Raw genomic sequence first — 17,457 nt, 5'->3', positions numbered from 1 at the left:
GCGGAATCAATACCCGGTCATCTCCAGATAACCCTGCCCGCTCCGATTGCCGCTCAGGCGCACCGGCCCTTCCCAATACGGAATGCGCAGGTTCATCCAGGCGTCGGGGTTGATTGCATCGAGGGTGATCTGCAGGTTTTTTTCCGGAATGCCGATCGACCAGCGCACCGGCATCGAACGGCCGGCGACCTTAGCAGTGTCCTGCGGGGTCAGCTTGATCTGGTCGGCGTGCAGGGTTTCGGTCTGGCCATCGGCGGCAATCCACGTGCCGGTGAGATATGGCGCCCCTTCCTTCTGGCGCATGCGGTACAGCATGACGTGTTCGCCGCTGTCCAGATGCAGGGAGAACCAGTCCCAGCCCGTCTGGTTGGCGGTCAGCGGTTGACTGCTCCATTCGCGATCAAGCCACGCCGGGCCGTTGACGGTGTAGGTCTGGCCGTCGATCTGCAGGGTGCCGCTGGCCTGGAAAAACGGTTGGCTGTAGTAATACGACGCCTGGCCCTGTTCGGATTTCTGGCTGAAACCCTTGTCGCCCTGCAGCACCAGCGGGCGGCTGGAGGTCAGGCGCAATTGATAGCTGAAGTTCTTGTCCCGGGCGCTGAGTTGCAGGTCGGCCAGCGGATCGCTCGCCTGACTGATGAAGCGCCAGTCATCGATCCACGCCTCGAACGGCGCCGCACGCACCCCGGCCTGCCCGACGCCGCCACGGGCGTAACGCTCGGCGGCGTGGTGGACGCTGGCCGAGGTCACTGCCGCATGCCCGAGCCAGATCGTCTGGTTGGCCCAGCCCGGCTGCTGCGGCGAGGCGTTCAGAGCGCTGCGAAACAACGTCCACTGCACACCGAAATCGTTGCCCTGGGCATCCTTGAGATTGGCCGTCACGTACCACCATTCAATGCGAAAACCGTCATGGGCGCCGTGATCCGCCGGAAAACTGAATACCCGCCCCGGCACCACCGGCGTGAAGGCCTGTGCCTGAGCGCCCATCCCGGCGAAACCCTTCTGCTCCGCTGTGGGGTTGTCGCAACCACTCAACAACAACGCCAGAAACACCAGCGCAAACCTAGTCCTCATGGGCAAACGTCCTCAGCAGGTCCGCCGGTTGCGTGCGGTACAGCGAATACAGCGGCCACGCCGAGGCCAGCAACGTCGCCAGCAGCGCCAGCCCCATCAGTTGCAGCAACTGCAATGGAAACACCCGCAGCGGCAGACGCCAGCCGAAGGCCTGAACGTTGATCACCGCGTCCAGACACCACGCCAGGCCGATGCCCAACGGCAAGGCCAGCACCAGCGTCAGCAGCGCCAACAGCCACGTTTGCCCGAGGTTGAGCAGCATCAATTGCAGTCGCGTCACGCCCAGGGCCCACAACGGTGCGAGCTGGCCGAGACGGCTCTGGCTCTGGGTCAGCAGGCTGATGAACAGCGCCACGCCGGCAACGGCAAGCGTCAGGCTATTCAGCGCGGCAGTCGCGGCGAAGGTGCGTTCGAAGACTTGCACCGACCAGCCCTTGAGCCGCGCCTGATCGACGATCCGGCTGTCATCGAGCTGGAAACGTGCCTGCAAGGCCGTGAGCAACGCCGGGATGTTCGGCGGGTCGATGCGCAGGTTGAAGCGGTTCGGCGTCAGCTGCGGCCAGCCGCGCAACAGGTGATTGCTGTTGACCAGCACATGACCCTTGGGATTGCCGTAATCGGCGTAGATCCCGACGATGCGCGGCGACCATGACCCGCCCGGCGTGGGGATCGTCAGGTGATCGCCCGGCGTCACTTTCAAGCGACGCGCCAGTTGTTCGCTGAGCATCACTGCATCGTCCTTGGCCAGCGCCGCCCACGAGTCGTCTCCTCGAGATTCGAGCAACGGCCAGTGCTGGCGATAGTGCGGATGATCAATGATCCCGAATACGTCCGCCGGCCAGCCTTGCAGCGTCACCGAAACCTGCCAGTTGGGCATGATCGCGGTGACGCTCGGTTGCTGTTTGAGCCAGGTGTACAGCTCTCGCGCCTGCGCCGGGTTGCTCGGGTTCAGATAGAGCTCGGCGGTGAGCCGTTGTTCGAGCCAGTCGTTGAAGGTCTGGCGGAAACCGGCGGTCATGCTGCCGGCACCGATGTTCGCCGCCATCGCCAGCAGCAACGCCATCAACGCCAGGCTCAGCGCCGGCAATTGCTGGCGGCAATCGGCGAGAAACCATTGCCCGAGCACCGAGCGGCTGCGACCGAGCAAACCGTTGAGCAGCGCGCTGAGCAACACCGGCAACGCCAGTGCGGCGCCGAGCAGAAGCCCCGCCATCAACACAAAACCGCTGGCCAGGCTGTTGCCCCATACCAGCGCGGCCAAGGCAATCACTGCACAGATACCCGCGACCCAACCCTGACGCCGCAACCAGCGCGCATGTTGCTGATGCCAAGCCTGTGGATCCGCCACCGCCAGCAACGGCAGACGCGCCGCCCGCAGCAGACTGTTGGCCCCGGCCAGCAACGCGCCGAGCAGGCTCAAGCCGATACCGCTGAACCACCACCACGGACTCAGGCGCAACTGCCCCGCCACTTCTGCGCCGTACAGACCGCGCAGGCTGGCCGCGACGTCCGGTAACAGCACGCTCGCCAGCCAGTAACCGCTGACCACGCCGAACAATCCGCCGATCAACGCCAACGCGCCAAGCTCAACGATCAGGCAAGTGATCAGCATTCGCGCGCTGACCCCGCAGGCCCTCAAGGTGCGCAGCAATCCCCGGCGCTGCTCCAGCGCCAGACCGATAGCCGCGTGAACAATGAACAAGCCGACGATGAACGAGAGAAAACCGAGGGCATCGAGGTTGAGGTGGAAGCTCTCGGTCAGTCGCGCAAGGTTGTTTTCCTCGCCACTGCTCTTGAGCTGCAACTGGCCTTTGAACGCGGCCGGGACGTCGGCGTGAAAATCCTTCGGCAACAGCAGGCGCGACAGTTGATCGGGTTGCTCGAGCACGCGCTGAGCAACGCCAATATCCACCAGCAGCACGCCGGGGGCCATGTCGGTTTGCGCGCGCAGCGGCGGCAGCGTCTGACCGGTTTCGGTGGCCGGGGTCGCGCCCTCGGCGAGGTTCAGCGCCCGCAAGGTTTCGGGAGAAATCCAGGTGCTGCCCGGTGGGCTGAAGAATTCGACAATCCGCTCGATCGGCATCGCCTGCCCGGCCACTGCACTGTCGCCGGGCAAAGACAAAGGCTCGATGCCCATCAATTGCAGACGCTGGTTTTCGTGGTCCTTGAGCGTCAAGCGCCCTTGCAGCACCGGCGACGCCGGCCAGCCCAGACGCCGCAGGTCAACGAACCATTGTTGCGGGAACGTCGCGCCGTTCGGCGTGCTGAGGCTGGCCTGAGGTTCGCCGCCGATCAACTGGCTGGCCCGGGCGTAACTGTCCCGCGCCTGACTGTTGAGCGCTTCGACTCCGGTCAACAGACTGGTGGCCAGCCACAACCCGGTCAGCACGCTGAAAAACTGCACCGGATGGCGCCGCCAGTGACTGAGCAGCGCCATCAGCGCGGGGCGGAAAACCTTCACGTCAACCGACCGCTGGACAGCACCACGCGCTCCGCCAGCCGCGCCGCCACGCGCTGACTGTGGGTGACCATCAGCAAGGTGGTCGGCGTGTCGTCGAGCAATTCCAGCAACAGTCGCAGCACTTCGTCGCTGGTGGCTTCGTCGAGGCTGCCGGTGGGCTCGTCGGCCAGCAGCAGTTTCGGTTGCGCCGCCAGCGCCCGGCCGAGCGCAACCCGCTGTTGCTGGCCGCCGGAGAGTTGTTCGGGATAGCGCTTGAGTAATTCGCCCAGCCCCAGACGCTGCACCAGATGACGCTGCCAGCGCGGATCATGCCGCCCGGCCAGCCGCGCCTGAAACGCCAGATTGTCTTCGATGCGCAGGCTGCCAATCAGGTTGTACTGCTGGAACACCAGACCGATTTCGGTGCGCCGCCAGTTGGCCAGTTGCGCCTCGTTCATCCGGTCCAGCCGATGTTCGCCGCTGCTGATGCTGCCGCTGTCGACTTTGTCGAGCCCGGCGATCAGGTGCAGCAGCGTGCTCTTGCCGCTGCCCGACTCGCCCATCAGCGCCAGGCTGCTGCCGGGCTTGAGCGTCAGGTCGATGCCTTGCAGCACCGGCAACGGGCCTTGCGGGGTGAGGTAGCTTTTGAAGACGTTTTGAACCTGGAGCATGCCGCCATCCGATCGATCCGTGTCGGCCAAGGATAGCGGATACAAGGAATGGATCTGAACTCTACTGTGTTTGATCCGCCCTCATCGCGAGCAAGCTCGCTCCCACAGGGAACTGCATTCCAAATGTGGGAGCGAGCTTGCTCGCGATGAGGCCAGCCAAGACAACCAATAAATCACTGCCCCACCGCCACACTCGTCGGCGCCTCACCCGGCGTCACGATGCTGTTCAGGTCGATGTGCTTCCACTCGGGTTTGGCCCCCAGCCGTGCGTTGAAGCGGTAGTTGAAGGTGAATTCGTCCGCCGTCGCCACGCTCAGCGGTTTGCCGTACACCGCTTCGATTCCCGGCAGGTCGTAGCCCATCAACTGCAAGAGGGTCGGGAAGATGTTGTAGTGACTGGAGCGATCCTTGTTCGCCGCCAGTTGCGCCGACCAGTCGAGTGTCTGCAACTGATCGCCCTGAATCACCACCAGCGGCACCAGCCCTTCTTCCTCCACCGGGTCGCCGCCGCAGTGGGTGTTGAGTCCCGGATTACCGCGCTCGTGCAAATCCTGGCCGTGATCCGAGGTGTAGATCAGCAGCGCGTTGTTCAGATTGGCCTGGGCAAACACCCGCGAGAAGAACTCGCCGACGTTCCATAGCACGGTGTTCTTGTAGGCATTGCGATACAGCATCCAGTCATCCGGCTGGCCGTTGAAACCGGTGCGTTCGCCGGTGTCGGCGACTTCCGTGAACTGCCCGCGCGGCAAGGTCGGGCGGTAGGCCATGAAGGCGTCCGGGTATTTGTCGTGCACCGGAAAATGCGCGCCGACCTTGTTGATCAGCACCAGCTCCGGTTTGTCGTCGTTGAGCAGTTCGATCAGCTTGGCGGCGGCGGCCATGTCGCGGTCGCGCACGCTGGTCTGGTCGAATTGCACGAATTCGTCGATGTCCTTTTTCTCGGCATCGTTCATCAGGTTCTGCAGGTTGCCGCCGGTGCGCTGAGCGTCGATGTAGACCGTGCGCATGCCGGCCTTCTTGGCGTACTGCCAGATCGACGGCAGCGTGCTGTTGATCCGCATGTAGTCGGCGCGGGTGCCGCCGTAGCGCAGGGTGATGTTGGTGTCGGCGCTGCAATTGGCGATGGACGCCGCGTAGCCGTAATTGAAGATCTCGACGCCCGGACGGGCCTGCTTGAGGTTGCTGTGCACACCGAACGGCGCGTTGATGTCCAGGTAATTGCCGGAAATGCTCTCGTCGATGATCAGCACGATGTCGTGGCCGACCGCAGGACCATTGCGCGCCAGGGTCACCGGCTCACGCGGGCCGACGGTGTTGTGCAGCGCTTCGTAGCCGAACAGGTTCAGATAGGCCAGCGGCGTGTACATGATCGGCAACCCGCGCGCGCCCTCGCCGGCCCGCACGAACAACACGGCGCTGAGCAGCAATACACCGCACAACGGCGCAGCGATCCGCAAGGCATTGGGCACCGGGATCGCGTGCCGGGGCTTGAGACCGATCCCGAACAACAGCAACAACCCGTTGAGCAGCCCGTGGATAATCGCCCCCCGGTACTGATACGCCGCCTCCTGGATGAAGCCGCCGGAGTACACCAGCGAGACGAAACTGCTGTAGGTCAGGTAATCGGCGGTCACCCTCGTATAAACATCGAAGAACACCGCCGAAACAAACAGGGTTAATGCGAACAAATGCCGAATGAAAGTCTGACGTATATAGGCTGTTAGTAATAATGCGAAAGTCAGCGTCAAAAACATCGCGCCAAAAAGAAGTACTGCCAACCCCATACCCATCGCATTTAAGCGGTCAAGGTAATATTCGAAATAAAGCAGCAGATAAATAATTAAAAGCAGTTCTTTCAGGTATCGAAACATGGCAATTCCGGGGCGCGTCCGACGAGACATGGTCAATCATTTGTCGGTCAAAATCTGACACTAGCACCGGGCCATCAAAGCGCAAGAAATGTCGGACATAATGCAAAAGCGTCAAAAAACTGTTGACTCAAATCTGACACACCCAAGTCGTTAAAACCCTTGAATTTCGCGGCCTACGACCGTTTATCGTTTTCTTCGGAATGTGAAAAACCCGTCAAGAACGGGACAAATCCATCTACAGCAAGCACTTGATGGCCTTTCGCCCCCAAAAATGGGGGTGTTATACCCTTGCAACATGTCATTTTGCTGACACGCTTTCCCCACGCTGCGCTATACCCCTTTTGACAGTTCCATTTCGATCTTCCATCACCGTCTTACGAGGCACGCCAATATGGACGTGAGCGTATTTGGTACGGGCTATGTTGGCCTGATACAAGCAGCCGCACTTGCCGATGTCGGACATCGCGTATTGTGCGTCGATATTGACCCGAACAAGATTAAACAACTGCAACAGGCAGTACCGCCTATTAGCGAACCGGGTCTTTCGGCAACTTTGGAAGAAAACATCAAGGCCGGGCGTTTGCTGTTCAGCACCCAGGCCAGCGATGCGGTGGAACATGCCGCACTGATCTTCATCGCCGTGGGCACACCGGCCGACGAAGACGGCTCCGCCGACCTCAGCCATGTACTCAACGTGGCGCGGCAGATCGCCAGTTTCATGGACGACGATCGCACGCTGATCATCAAATCCACGGTGCCGGTCGGCACGGCGGATCAGGTGCTGCACACCGCTGAAGAAGAACTGCAACGGCGCGGCAAAAGCGCGCTGGCGGTGCGGGTGGTGTCCAACCCCGAATTTCTCAAGGAAGGCAGCGCCCTCGCCGACTGCATGCGGCCGGACCGGATCATCGTCGGCACCCAGGACGATGAGGCACGGGCGCAGATGAGCGAGCTGTACGCGCCGTTCTGCCGCAACCACGAAAAACTGATGTTCATGGACAACCGCAGCGCCGAGCTGACCAAGTACGCGGCCAACGCGATGCTCGCCACCCGCATCAGCTTCATGAACGAGCTGGCCAACCTCACCGAACTGCTCGGCGCCGACATCGAAGCGGTGCGCAAGGGCATCGGTTCCGACCCGCGCATCGGCTATCACTTCATCTACCCGGGCTGCGGCTTCGGTGGCTCGTGCTTTCCCAAGGACCTGCGCGCCCTGCTGCACACCGCCGAACACAACGGCATGCCGCTGAAACTGCTGCGCAGCGTCACTGACGTCAACGATGCGCAGCGGCACATCCTGTTCAGCAAACTCAGAGCGCAATTCCCACAAGGCCTGGCCGGCAAGTCGATCGCGATCTGGGGCCTGGCGTTCAAGCCGAACACCGATGACATGCGCGAAGCCCCCAGCCGTTATCTGATGGAGGCGCTGTGGGCCGAAGGCGCCAGCGTGCAGGCCTACGATCCGGAAGCCATGTCCGAGTGCCGGCGCATTTACGGTTACCGTAATGACCTGCACCTGTGCGCCACTCGCGACGACACCCTGGAAGACGCCGACGCTCTGGTGATCTGCACCGAGTGGAAGAATTTCCGCGTGGTGGATTTCGAGCTGCTGGCCAGCAAGCTGCGCTCGAAAGTCATCATCGACGGACGCAACCTCTACAACCCGGAACAAGTGGCGGCCGCCGGCCTGCACTACAGCGGCATCGGTCTGCGCCACATCGCGCCTGACGGATTGCGGCCATGAAAATCCTCGTCACCGGTGCGGCCGGGTTCATTGGTGCTCATGGCGTGCTGCGGCTGGTGCGCGACGGGCATCAGGTGATCGGCCTGGACAACTTCAACGGCTACTACGATCCGCAGCTCAAACACGATCGGGTGGACTGGGTGCGCGAGCAGGTCGGGGATTTCCAGCTCGCCACGATTGATCTGGCGGATGCGTCGGCGCTGGAAGCGCTGTTCGTCCGCGAACGGCCGCAAGTCGTGGTGCACCTCGCAGCGCAGGCCGGGGTGCGTTATTCGCTGGAGAATCCACGGGCCTATCTGGACAGCAACCTCGACGGTTTCCTCAACATCCTGGAGTGCTGCCGCCGGCACCCGGTCGAGCACCTGATCTACGCCTCGTCCAGTTCGGTGTACGGCGCCAACCAGCGCACGCCGTACTCGGTACAGGACGGCGTCAATCACCCGCTGTCGCTGTACGCCGCGACCAAGAAAGCCAATGAATTGATGGCCCACAGCTACAGCCACCTGTTCGGTATTCCTTGCACCGGGCTGCGGTTTTTCACGGTCTACGGGCCGTGGGGCCGGCCGGACATGTCGCCGATCCAGTTCGCCAAGGCGATCAGCGAAGGTTCGCCGTTGAAGCTGTTCAACTACGGCGAGCATCAGCGCGATTTCACCTACATCGACGACATCATCGAAAGCATCGCACGCCTGATCGAGCGGGCGCCCCGGGCCAATCCCGAGTGGAACCGCGAGCAACCCGACCCGGCCAGCAGCATGGCCCCGTGGCGCCTGTTCAACATCGGCGGCCAGCACCCGGTGGCGCTGAAAACCTACCTCGCCCTGCTGGAAAAACACCTCAGCCAGAAAGCCGTGGTCGAGTTGCTGCCGCTGCAGCCGGGCGACGTACTCAACACCTGCGCCGAGGCCAGCGACCTGGCCCAGGCCACCGGGTTCCAGCCCCGGATCGAGCTGGATGAGGGACTGGGGCGGTTCATCGCCTGGTTCCGCGATTACTACCCCACTGCCTATCGCCCACGCGCCGCACGCGGCTGACCATCAGCGGAGGACTCCATGACTGGACATGAGAAAGGTGTACCGATCCAACAATTGGTGCGTGACAAACGCATGGATCCGGAACAGCGAATGCGCCTCGACGCGGCGATCCATCGCCAGGGTCAGGGCTGGATGACCGGCCGCGAAGGTGGCCGGCCGTGGCAACTGTCGCGCACCAATCGGGTAGTCGCCTGTCTCGGCGCACTGATGATTCTGCTGATGATTTCGCCGCTGCTGATCGGTCTGGCGCTGGCCATCAAGTTCACCAGCAAAGGCCCGGTGATGTTCGTGCAAAAGCGCACCGGTTATCGCGGGCGCAAGTTCGGCATGTACAAGTTCCGGACCATGGTCGCCAACGCCGAAGAGCTCAAGGAGTCGCTGCGCCACCTGAACAAGCACGGTGCCGACGCCATCGACTTCAAGATCGACCAGGACCCGCGCATCACCGGGATCGGCGGCTTCCTGCGGCGCACCAGCCTCGACGAGCTGCCCAATCTGATCAACGTAGTGACCGGCGACATGCGCCTGGTCGGCCCTCGCCCGACCTCGTTCAACGCCTACCGCTACAAGGACAGTCACCTCGCCCGTCTGGCGATCTACCCCGGCATGACCGGCCTGTGGCAGATCTCCGGACGCAGCAATATCGACTTCGACCAGCGCGTTGAGTTGGACCTCAGCTATATCGCCGAGCAGAGCCTTTTGCTTGATCTGAAGATTCTGTTGAAAACCCCCTTCAAAGTATTCAGCGGCCACGGAGCAAGCTAATGGACGGTTCAACCAACAAAAGCCTGAGCATTGCCAGCCCCAGCGAGTCGAACCTGACCTCGACCGTGCTGGACCTGGATCTGCGGATCCTGTTCCTGACCGCCGCCAACCCCGGCGCCGGCACCACCACCAGCGCCCTGGCGCTGGCCAGTCAACTGGCGCAGATGAGCAGCGGCCAGGTGCTGTACGTCGACGCCAGCCAGTCGGCGAGCAACCTGACCCAGCAACTGAACCTGAGCAAGGAGCGCGGCCTGCGCGACCTGCTGTTCAACCCGGACAACCCGCCGCTGCTGCAGGACTGCGTGGTGCAGGTGTCGAGCCTGCCGTTTCATGTGCTGCCCAATGGCCGGCCGATCCGCACCATGGAACACCTGACCGCCGAGCGCCTGAGCCCGCTGCTCGATCAACTGGGCGCTCAGTACCGCTTTGTGGTGATCGACGGCGACGCGGTGTATTCGGCCGCCGACACGCTGGTCATCAGTACTCAGGTCGACGGCGTGGTGTTCGTGGTACGCGCCGAAGACACCCGTTGGGAAGTCGCGCAAGCGGCGGTGCAGCGGTTGACCCAGGCCGGGGCGAAAGTGGTCGGCAGCGTGTTCAACCGGCGCAAGTACTACATGCCCAAATGGCTCTACAAAAACCTGTAAGCAACCGCAAAGGATGACGCCATGAACGCCAGGATTCTTGTGCTGCTGATGCTGCCGCTTGCAGGCTGCTCGAGCACCTCCGAAACCCAGAACATGCCGGTGAACATTCTCACCGCCACCCCGGCCAACGCCCAGGCCACCGACATGCCGAAGATCGAGCAGACCCTGCGCCCGCAGGATGTGCTGGACGTGATCTTCCACATCAGCACCAGCGGCTCGGACGCCTACCGCGTGCAGTCGGGTGACCAGATCGGCCTGAACTTCACCGCCGCCAGCCAGCTCAACGGCAACCAGTTGGTGCTGCCGGACGGCACCATCGAACTGCCGGGCGCCAACACCTCGGTGAAAATCGCCGGGCTCACCAGTGAAGAAGCGCGCCAGGAAATCCAGCGCGCCTACCAGCGCAAACAGCTGTTCCAGCCCAACCGCAATCAGTTGACGGTGCAGATCATCAGCCCGCTGACCAACGAGCAGAACCTGAAAAACGCCCTCAACCACCCGGCCACCGGCATGAGCCGCGAGATCACCGTCGGCACCGACGGCTACGCGAGCTTCCCGGAAATCGGCGCCGTGCCGCTGCAAGGCATGACCGTCAACCAGCTCGAAGCGTTCCTCAACAAGAAGTACGCGCAACTGCCAGGAAGGATGACCGTGGACGTGCTGCTCAAGTCCACCGCCGGTAACGAGATCTACGTGCTGGGCGAAGTCGGTCAGCCGGGTTCCTACCCGATCCGCCGGCCGGTGTCGGTGCTTGAGGCACTGACCCTGGCACGCGGCACCAACGTCAAGGCGCGGCTCGATTCGGTGGTGATCATGCGGCGCAACGGCAATCAGGTGCAGGCCGTGCGTTACGACGTCGAGAAAGCGTTGTCGGGCGAGGCGCCGCAAATCGCCTACCTGCAACCGGACGACATGCTGTACGTGCCGAAAACCAAACTGGCCAGCGCCGGCGAACTCGCCCGGCAACTGGCCGACGTGGTGCTGTTCCAGGGCGTGGGCTTCAGCTTCGGCTACCGCGTCGACAACAAAGACAGCAACAACAACTGACTCTCAGGTGACCGACCATGAATCCAAAGGAAAACTACCTGCATGAGTTCTTCAGGATCTTCTTCGCCAACAAGCAATTGGTGAAACGGGTCTTCCTGGTCTTTGCAGTGATCGCGCTGGTGCTGCCGCTGCTGCTCAAACAGAGCTTCGATATCACCGCTCAGGTGATCGTGCAGTCGAAAAAACTGTCGCAGGGCGACGCCACCACGTCGCTGACAGTGGACAACGCCACCTTCATCCCGCCATCGCTGGCGGACATGGAAACCGAGAGCAACATCCTGCGTTCGCCGGCGCTGATCCGTCAGACCATCAGCGAGTTGCGCGACAAGGGCGAATACACCCCGTCGCCCGGGATGTTCAACAAGCTGGTGAGCGAGCCGTTCAAACGCTACATCAGCTCGCCGCTGCGCCAGTACGTGATCAACCCCGTGCGCAACGCTTTGGGGCTTGAGACCGATCCGGTACGCGACACCGCGCTCGATGCACTGACCCAGCAAGCCATCGACAGCCTGAAAATCGAGACCCTGCCCGGCTCCAACGTGATCTCGATCGTCTACAGCTTCCCCGATCCGCATCAAGGCACGACTTTCGTCGCCGCCCTGTTGCAGAACTATCTGGTGAGCCGTCAGGCGCTGCAATCGATCGACCTCCCGCAGTCGTTCTACGAGTCCAAGAAGCAGCTTTATCAGGTGCGCCTCGATGGCCTGGAAGGCAACCGTCAGGCACTGCTGGAAAGTGTCGGCTCGTCGGATCCGAAGGAAGAAATCACCTTCCGCCTGAACGCGATCAACACCGAAGAGCAGGCGCTGAACCTGTACCAGGATCGTCTGCTGCAAAGCCAACGCTGGCTGGAGTACCTGAAAACCAGCCTGGCCGCCGCCAGCAACAACAAACTCAATGACTACACCTTCCCCTACACCTTCACCACCACCGTGGACAACGTGGCGTTCGAGGACCGGGAAATCAAACAGCTCGGCGAGCAACTGACCACTCAGGTCAGCCGCTACATGAACGATCTGGCGGTGTTCCAGCCCGGCAGCGAGCCGATGCTGCTGACCCGCGAGCAGATCGCCCGCACCCGCCAGCAGTTCCTCAAAGTGGTCAGCAACCGCATCCAGGAACGCACCAACGACCTGGCCGTGGTGAAACAGGTGATCGATCAGAAAACTGCGCGCATCGCCGAGTTCAAGAACCGCATCCACGAGCTGCAGCAAACCCAGAGCAAGCTGCGGCAGATGGACACCGAGATCGACGCCATGCACGCCGCGTTCTCGACCTACGCCCAGCGTTTTGCCGAAAGCAGCACCACCCGCTCGCTGAACGACGACTTGTCCAACGCCCGGGTCTTGAGCCCGCCGTTCGAACCGACCGAAGCGGCGTTCCCCAAACCGATGCTGATCATTCCGTTCGGGCTGTTCACCGGTCTGTTGCTGGCGATTGCCCTGGTCTATGTGCGTGAGTTCTTCGATCACCGCTTCAAACACCCGGCGCAAATCAGCCACGAGCTGGGCCTGCCGGTGCTGCTGGTGATCAACGACCAGAACGCGCTGCCGAGCAATCCGCACAAGAACTGGACCGTACCGAGCTTCCTGCACTGGGTGCGCAATTGAACACGCCCTCCACCCAGAACGCCGCGCTGCCGATCATGCATTTGCTCAGCAGTGGCGGGTTCTACGGGGCCGAGCGGATGTTGCTCGATCATTGCCTGGCGACGCCGGGGCAGCACCAGGTGCTGTTCCTCGACGCGCCACCGGAACTGATCGCGCGCTTTCGCGAGGCCGGCGTCGATGCACAAGGCTGCGCAGGGCTCGCTGCCCTGCTGCGGCACTTGCGTCAGCGGCGCGGTGAACGGCCGTTGATCAACACCCACAATTTCAAAGGCCTGTTGTTCGGCTGGGTCGGCGCCACGCTGTTGCGCCTGCCGCTGGTGATCACTCAACACGGCTTTACCCCGCGCAGCCGCAAGCAGAAGTTCTACACCTGGCTGAGCCTGCAACTGTGCCGCACGGCGTCGGTGGATCGAGTGGTGTGCGTCGCCGAGAGCATTGCGGTGTTGCATCGTCAGGCCAGCGTGCGTGCGGAGAAGTTGCAGGTGATCCCCAATGGATTGCCGGCAGCCGCTGCCCTGCTTTCCGATGCGCCAAGACAACGCTGGCTCGCCGGCTACGTCGGGCGTCTGAGCAGTGAGAAAGGTCCGGATCTGTTTCTCGACGCGCTGATCCCGCTGTGTCACCAGCACCCGCAACTCGACGCGGTAATGCTCGGCGACGGCCCGGAACGCGAAGACTTGCAGGCGCGAATCGACGCTGCCGGTTTGCAGCAGCGCATCCGCTTGCCGGGTTATCAGACCGACATGCGGCACTGGTGGCAGCAACTCGATGCGCTGGTGATCAGCTCGCGCACCGAAGGCACGCCGATGATTCTTTTGGAAGCGATGCAGGCCGGGGTGCCGGTGGTGGCATTCGGTGTCGGCGGAATTCCCGATGTGCTGGAGCACCGCCACAACGGCTTGCTCGCTGCCCCGACCGACAGCGCCGCCCTCGCCCGCCAGCTCGACACGTTGCTGTCAGAGCCGGGACTGGCGCGGCAACTGCGCGACAACGCAAAACGCACGCAACAGGACCGCTACGACCTCAAGGCCCTGGCCGAACGCTGGTCGCAGCTGTACATCCGCACGGCACGGGAGGCACGCGCATGATTTTCCCGCTCTCGATCGTCAGTCTGCTGGGCCTGGCCTGCATCGCTCTTTTGGCCAGCCCCTGGCCCTACCTCGCACCGGGCGCAGTGCTCGGTCTGGTGGGGTTCGCGGTGTTGTACCGCAAACCGACCTGGGGCCTGCTCGGCATTGCCACGCTGGTGCCGTTCGAGGGCTTCTTCAAGGACAGTTCACTGTCAGGCAGCAAGCTGATCGGCGCTTCGCTGGCGGTGATCCTGATGCTGCAACTGGCGATGCACCAGATTCCCTCGGATCGACTGCGCAGCAATATCTGGCGCTTTCTGATCGCCTTCATGACCCTGTACTTTCTGAGCCTGCTGAACACCGATGACATGGGCATGTCGCTCGGTCACCTGCGGGAAATCAGCGTCGGCCTGATTCTGTTTGTCATCACCCTGCTGATCGGCCGCGAGCTGAACCTCGACCTGTTCGCCCGACTGGTGACCCTGGCTGTCAGCACGACCTGCGCCATGGCCATGTTCTCCACCAAATTCCAGGATCAGGGCCGCGCCGCCGGCCTGCTCGAAGACCCCAATGCCTTCGCCCTGCTGATCGCCTTCGCCATACCGCTGGGGCTGCTGCTGGTGATCCGCAGCCCGAACCTCTTGCATCGGCTGTTCTGGGGTGGTTGCTGCCTGCTGTTGCTCGGCGGCATGACCAAGACCGAATCGCGCTCCGGGCTGGTGGTGCTGGCCTTGAGTCTGGTGATCGGTTGGTGGCACTACCGTGCGCAACTGGCACGGATTCGTCCGCGTCACCTCGGCTTCGCCATGCTCGGAGCAGCAATCGTGATTCCACTGGCGATCTACGCGATGCCTGCCGGTTACATCGCCCGTATCCAGTCCCTCAGCGTATTGAGCGCCGGCGCCAAGGGGCACAATGACGAATCCCTCGGCCGCCGCGCCTCGTACATCGTGGTCGGCAGCCAGATGATCCGCGAGAACCCGCTGCTCGGTTCCGGCCCCGGCACCTTCCCGCTGCACTACGCCACCACCGGTTATGCCAAGGCGTTTTCCGCCAACCGCAAGATCGGCGACCTGTACCGTCGGGCGCACAACACCTACCTGGAAATCTTCAGCGAACTGGGGGTTCCCGCCGGTTTGATGTTCGTCGGCATGCTCGGGCTGGGCCTGTACAACCTGGCGCGGGCACGCAAGGAATGGATGCTGCGCCGCAACTGGCAGCAGGCGGATCTGATGACCCACCTCGGGGTGAGCTTTCTGTCGCTGACGCTGTTTCTGATGTTCCTCAGCGCGCCGAACCAGAAATACCTGTGGATCATGCTCGCGCTGACCAGCGTCCTGCGCCTCAAAGCCGAGCAGGCACCGATGACGGAGGCCAAAGCATGAGCCGGATCAGTATCGTCATCCCGATGTACAACGAGGCCCGGCACATTGGCCGCACCCTGCTGGCCGCGCAAAAAGCGGCGCATGCGGCGGATGTCGAATGTGAGCTGATCGTGGTCGACAACGGTTCGAGTGACGAAGGTCCGCAGATCGCCCGGCAGTTCGGCGCCCAGGTGCTGGTGATGCCCGGCCTGCTGATCGGCGCGCTGCGCAATCGCGGCACGGCAATCGCCACCGGGGAATGGCTGGCGTTCATCGACGCCGACATCGAAATGCCCGAAGACTGGCTCACGCAACTGTTCGCCCTCGAAGCCGAAGGCCAGGCCGATGTGTTTGGGCTGGACCTGCACACCCCCGCCGCCGCGCCGTGGTACGCCACCGCGTGGCAACGCCGCACATTACGCCCGACCACCCAAACCAGCCATGTCGTCGACTGGCTGCCCAGTGCCAACCTGTTGATGCGCAAGCGCTGGTTCGACAAGGTCGGCGGTTTCAACGAAACCCTGCGCACCGGCGAGGACAAGGAGTTCACCTTGCGCCTGAGAGAACACGGCGCGCGGCTGCTCTCGATCAATGAAAGCGTGGCCCTGCACTGGGGCTACGAAATGAACTGGCGCGAGTGGATGGGCAAGGAACTGTGGCGCCAGGGCAGTCATCTGCAATTGCTGCGCAGCCACGGTTTCAGCCTGCGGCTGCTGCGATTTCCAATGTTGTCGATCTTCGTCTGGATTCTCGATTTCCTGGCGATATCCGCGCTGCTCGACGGTTTTCCCCATCACGCCGCGATCATGGTGATGTTGACGCTGGTGCCGGGGCTGGTGCTCAGCGTGCGTCAGAGCGCCAAGCATCAAAACGTCTGCCTGACCCTGCAACTGTGGGGCCTGCACTGGGTGCGCCTGCACCTGGCGGGCGCCGCGTTCATTCTTAGTCTGTGTCATTGGAACGCCAGGAGGCCTGCCCGTGGCTGAATTCATTTTCTGGATGTGCCTGCTGCTGCCGGCGTACGCCTATGTCGGCTATCCACTGCTGCTGACGCTGCTGGCGCCGCTGTTCCCGGCGTGGCGCCACAGCCCGGCACCGCCGCTGAACATCAGCATCGTCATCGCCGCCCACAACGAGGCGCGGCATATCGAACACAAGCTGCGCTCGTTGCTGTCCCAGGATTATCAGCCGGCTACCCTGCAAATCATTCTGGCCAGTGACGGTTCCACCGACGACACCGTGGCCTGCGCGCACAAGGTTGTCGACCCGCGAATCACCGTGCTCGACCTGCCCCGCCAGGGCAAGGCCGCCACGCTGAATGCCGGCGCGGCGCTGGCGACGGGCGACATTCTGGTGTTCACCGACGCTGACAACCAATGGTCGCGGGAAACCCTCGGCTACCTGCTGGCGCCCCTGAGCGATCCGCAGGTCGGCGCCTGCGCCGGGCACATGGTGATCCCGGTCACCGGTGGCGGCTTGAGCATCGGCGACAGCCTTTATCGGCACTACGAAGGCTGGTTGCGTCGGGTCGAGAATCGCACAGGTTGCATGGTTTCCGCCGACGGCGCCCTGCTCGCCCTGCGCCGCGAACTGTTCGAGAATGTGCCGGCCGAGGTCAACGACGATTTCTTCATCAGCACCTGCGCGCCAGTGAAATTCAAACGCATCGTCTACGTGCCCGAAGCGCAAGTGATCGACCACGGCGTGGACGAAGCGGACAAGCAATTCCGCCGTCGCCAGCGGGTCACCGTCGGCGGCCTGCAAAGCCTGGCGCAACGCAGTGAACTGCTCAATCCGTTCAAGCATGGCCTGTATTCGATTGCGTTGATCAGCCACAAGCTGATCCGCCGCCTGGCGCCAATCCTGTTGCTGCCGCTGCTGCTGAGCAATTTCTGGCTGTGGGAAGAGCACGGTTTCTATCGCCTGAGCCTGATCGCGCAACTGGTCGGCTACGCCATCGCGATTGCCGGCCTGCTGGATTCGCAACACCGCTTACCCAAACCGTTCCGCCTTGCGGCATTCCTGCTGGTGACACTGGCGGGCATGAGCATCGGCCTGTGGCAGTTCCTGCGCGGCCAGCGTTACGCCCAGTGGAACCCTGACCAAAACCGTTGAAAGGG

Annotated in this window: 14 protein-coding genes; 10 read left to right on the top strand and 4 right to left on the bottom strand. The window is 62.6% G+C overall.

Going from position 1 to position 17,457, the window contains the following annotated elements:
• Nucleotides 1-6 precede the first annotated feature (6 nt).
• The 4 genes from AC0R79_RS11590 to AC0R79_RS11575 form a co-directional block, all read right to left on the bottom strand.
• The gene (locus AC0R79_RS11590) at nt 7-1,074 is read right to left on the bottom strand and encodes a lipocalin-like domain-containing protein (protein ID WP_127797574.1); all 1,068 of its coding nucleotides are present in this window, start codon (nt 1,072-1,074) and stop codon (nt 7-9) included.
• Entirely contained in the window at nt 1,064-3,535 is a 2,472-nt protein-coding gene (locus AC0R79_RS11585) for an FtsX-like permease family protein (RefSeq protein ID WP_474734470.1), read from the bottom strand. Before AC0R79_RS11585 ends, AC0R79_RS11590 begins: the two co-directional genes overlap by 11 nt.
• Nucleotides 3,532-4,185 (bottom strand): ABC transporter ATP-binding protein, encoded by a 654-nt coding sequence (locus AC0R79_RS11580; protein WP_474734469.1) that lies wholly within the window; start codon nt 4,183-4,185, stop codon nt 3,532-3,534. Before AC0R79_RS11580 ends, AC0R79_RS11585 begins: the two co-directional genes overlap by 4 nt.
• A 173-nt stretch (nt 4,186-4,358) precedes the next feature.
• Nucleotides 4,359-6,056 carry a sulfatase-like hydrolase/transferase gene (locus AC0R79_RS11575; protein WP_474734468.1) on the bottom strand — a complete coding sequence of 566 codons (1,698 nt, stop codon included), beginning with the start codon at nt 6,054-6,056 and terminating at the stop codon, nt 4,359-4,361.
• Nucleotides 6,057-6,447: 391 nt separating this feature from the next.
• On the opposite strand from AC0R79_RS11575, the gene AC0R79_RS11570 reads away from it, so the two are divergent.
• The 10 genes from AC0R79_RS11570 to AC0R79_RS11525 are packed head-to-tail and all read left to right on the top strand — an operon-like array spanning nt 6,448 to nt 17,452.
• Nucleotides 6,448-7,800, top strand: a complete 1,353-nt coding sequence (locus AC0R79_RS11570; RefSeq protein WP_474734467.1) for a UDP-glucose dehydrogenase family protein — start codon at nt 6,448-6,450, stop codon at nt 7,798-7,800.
• On the top strand, nt 7,797-8,834 hold the full coding sequence (locus AC0R79_RS11565) for an NAD-dependent epimerase (protein WP_474734465.1): 1,038 nt from the start codon (nt 7,797-7,799) through the stop codon (nt 8,832-8,834). Before AC0R79_RS11570 ends, AC0R79_RS11565 begins: the two co-directional genes overlap by 4 nt.
• Before the next feature lie 18 nt (nt 8,835-8,852).
• A complete protein-coding gene (locus AC0R79_RS11560) occupies nt 8,853-9,599 on the top strand; it encodes a sugar transferase (RefSeq protein ID WP_007956191.1) in 747 nt (248 codons plus the stop codon).
• Nucleotides 9,599-10,246, top strand: coding sequence for a CpsD/CapB family tyrosine-protein kinase (locus AC0R79_RS11555; protein ID WP_230737022.1), 648 nt, complete (start codon nt 9,599-9,601; stop codon nt 10,244-10,246). The genes AC0R79_RS11560 and AC0R79_RS11555 overlap by 1 nt, the downstream gene beginning before the upstream one ends.
• Nucleotides 10,247-10,267: 21 nt before the next feature.
• Complete coding sequence (locus AC0R79_RS11550) at nt 10,268-11,293, top strand: polysaccharide biosynthesis/export family protein (RefSeq protein ID WP_474734463.1); 1,026 nt, start codon at nt 10,268-10,270, stop codon at nt 11,291-11,293.
• A gap of 17 nt (nt 11,294-11,310) precedes the next feature.
• Complete coding sequence (locus AC0R79_RS11545; protein ID WP_127797568.1) at nt 11,311-12,903, top strand: GumC family protein; 1,593 nt, start codon at nt 11,311-11,313, stop codon at nt 12,901-12,903.
• A gap of 35 nt (nt 12,904-12,938) precedes the next feature.
• A complete protein-coding gene (locus tag AC0R79_RS11540; RefSeq protein WP_375748072.1) occupies nt 12,939-13,991 on the top strand; it encodes a glycosyltransferase family 4 protein in 1,053 nt (350 codons plus the stop codon).
• Nucleotides 13,988-15,358, top strand: a complete 1,371-nt coding sequence (locus tag AC0R79_RS11535) for an O-antigen ligase family protein (protein ID WP_474734462.1) — start codon at nt 13,988-13,990, stop codon at nt 15,356-15,358. The genes AC0R79_RS11540 and AC0R79_RS11535 overlap by 4 nt, the downstream gene beginning before the upstream one ends.
• On the top strand, nt 15,355-16,323 hold the full coding sequence (locus tag AC0R79_RS11530; protein WP_474734461.1) for a glycosyltransferase: 969 nt from the start codon (nt 15,355-15,357) through the stop codon (nt 16,321-16,323). The genes AC0R79_RS11535 and AC0R79_RS11530 overlap by 4 nt, the downstream gene beginning before the upstream one ends.
• Entirely contained in the window at nt 16,316-17,452 is a 1,137-nt protein-coding gene (locus AC0R79_RS11525; protein WP_474734459.1) for a glycosyltransferase, read from the top strand. Before AC0R79_RS11530 ends, AC0R79_RS11525 begins: the two co-directional genes overlap by 8 nt.
• The last annotated feature ends 5 nt before the right edge of the window (nt 17,453-17,457 follow it).

The sequence above is a fragment of the Pseudomonas sp. HD57-3 genome, from assembly GCF_056113135.1.
The sequence above is the reverse complement of the archived record's forward strand: the minus strand, read 5'-3'. Positions and strand labels throughout refer to the sequence as shown.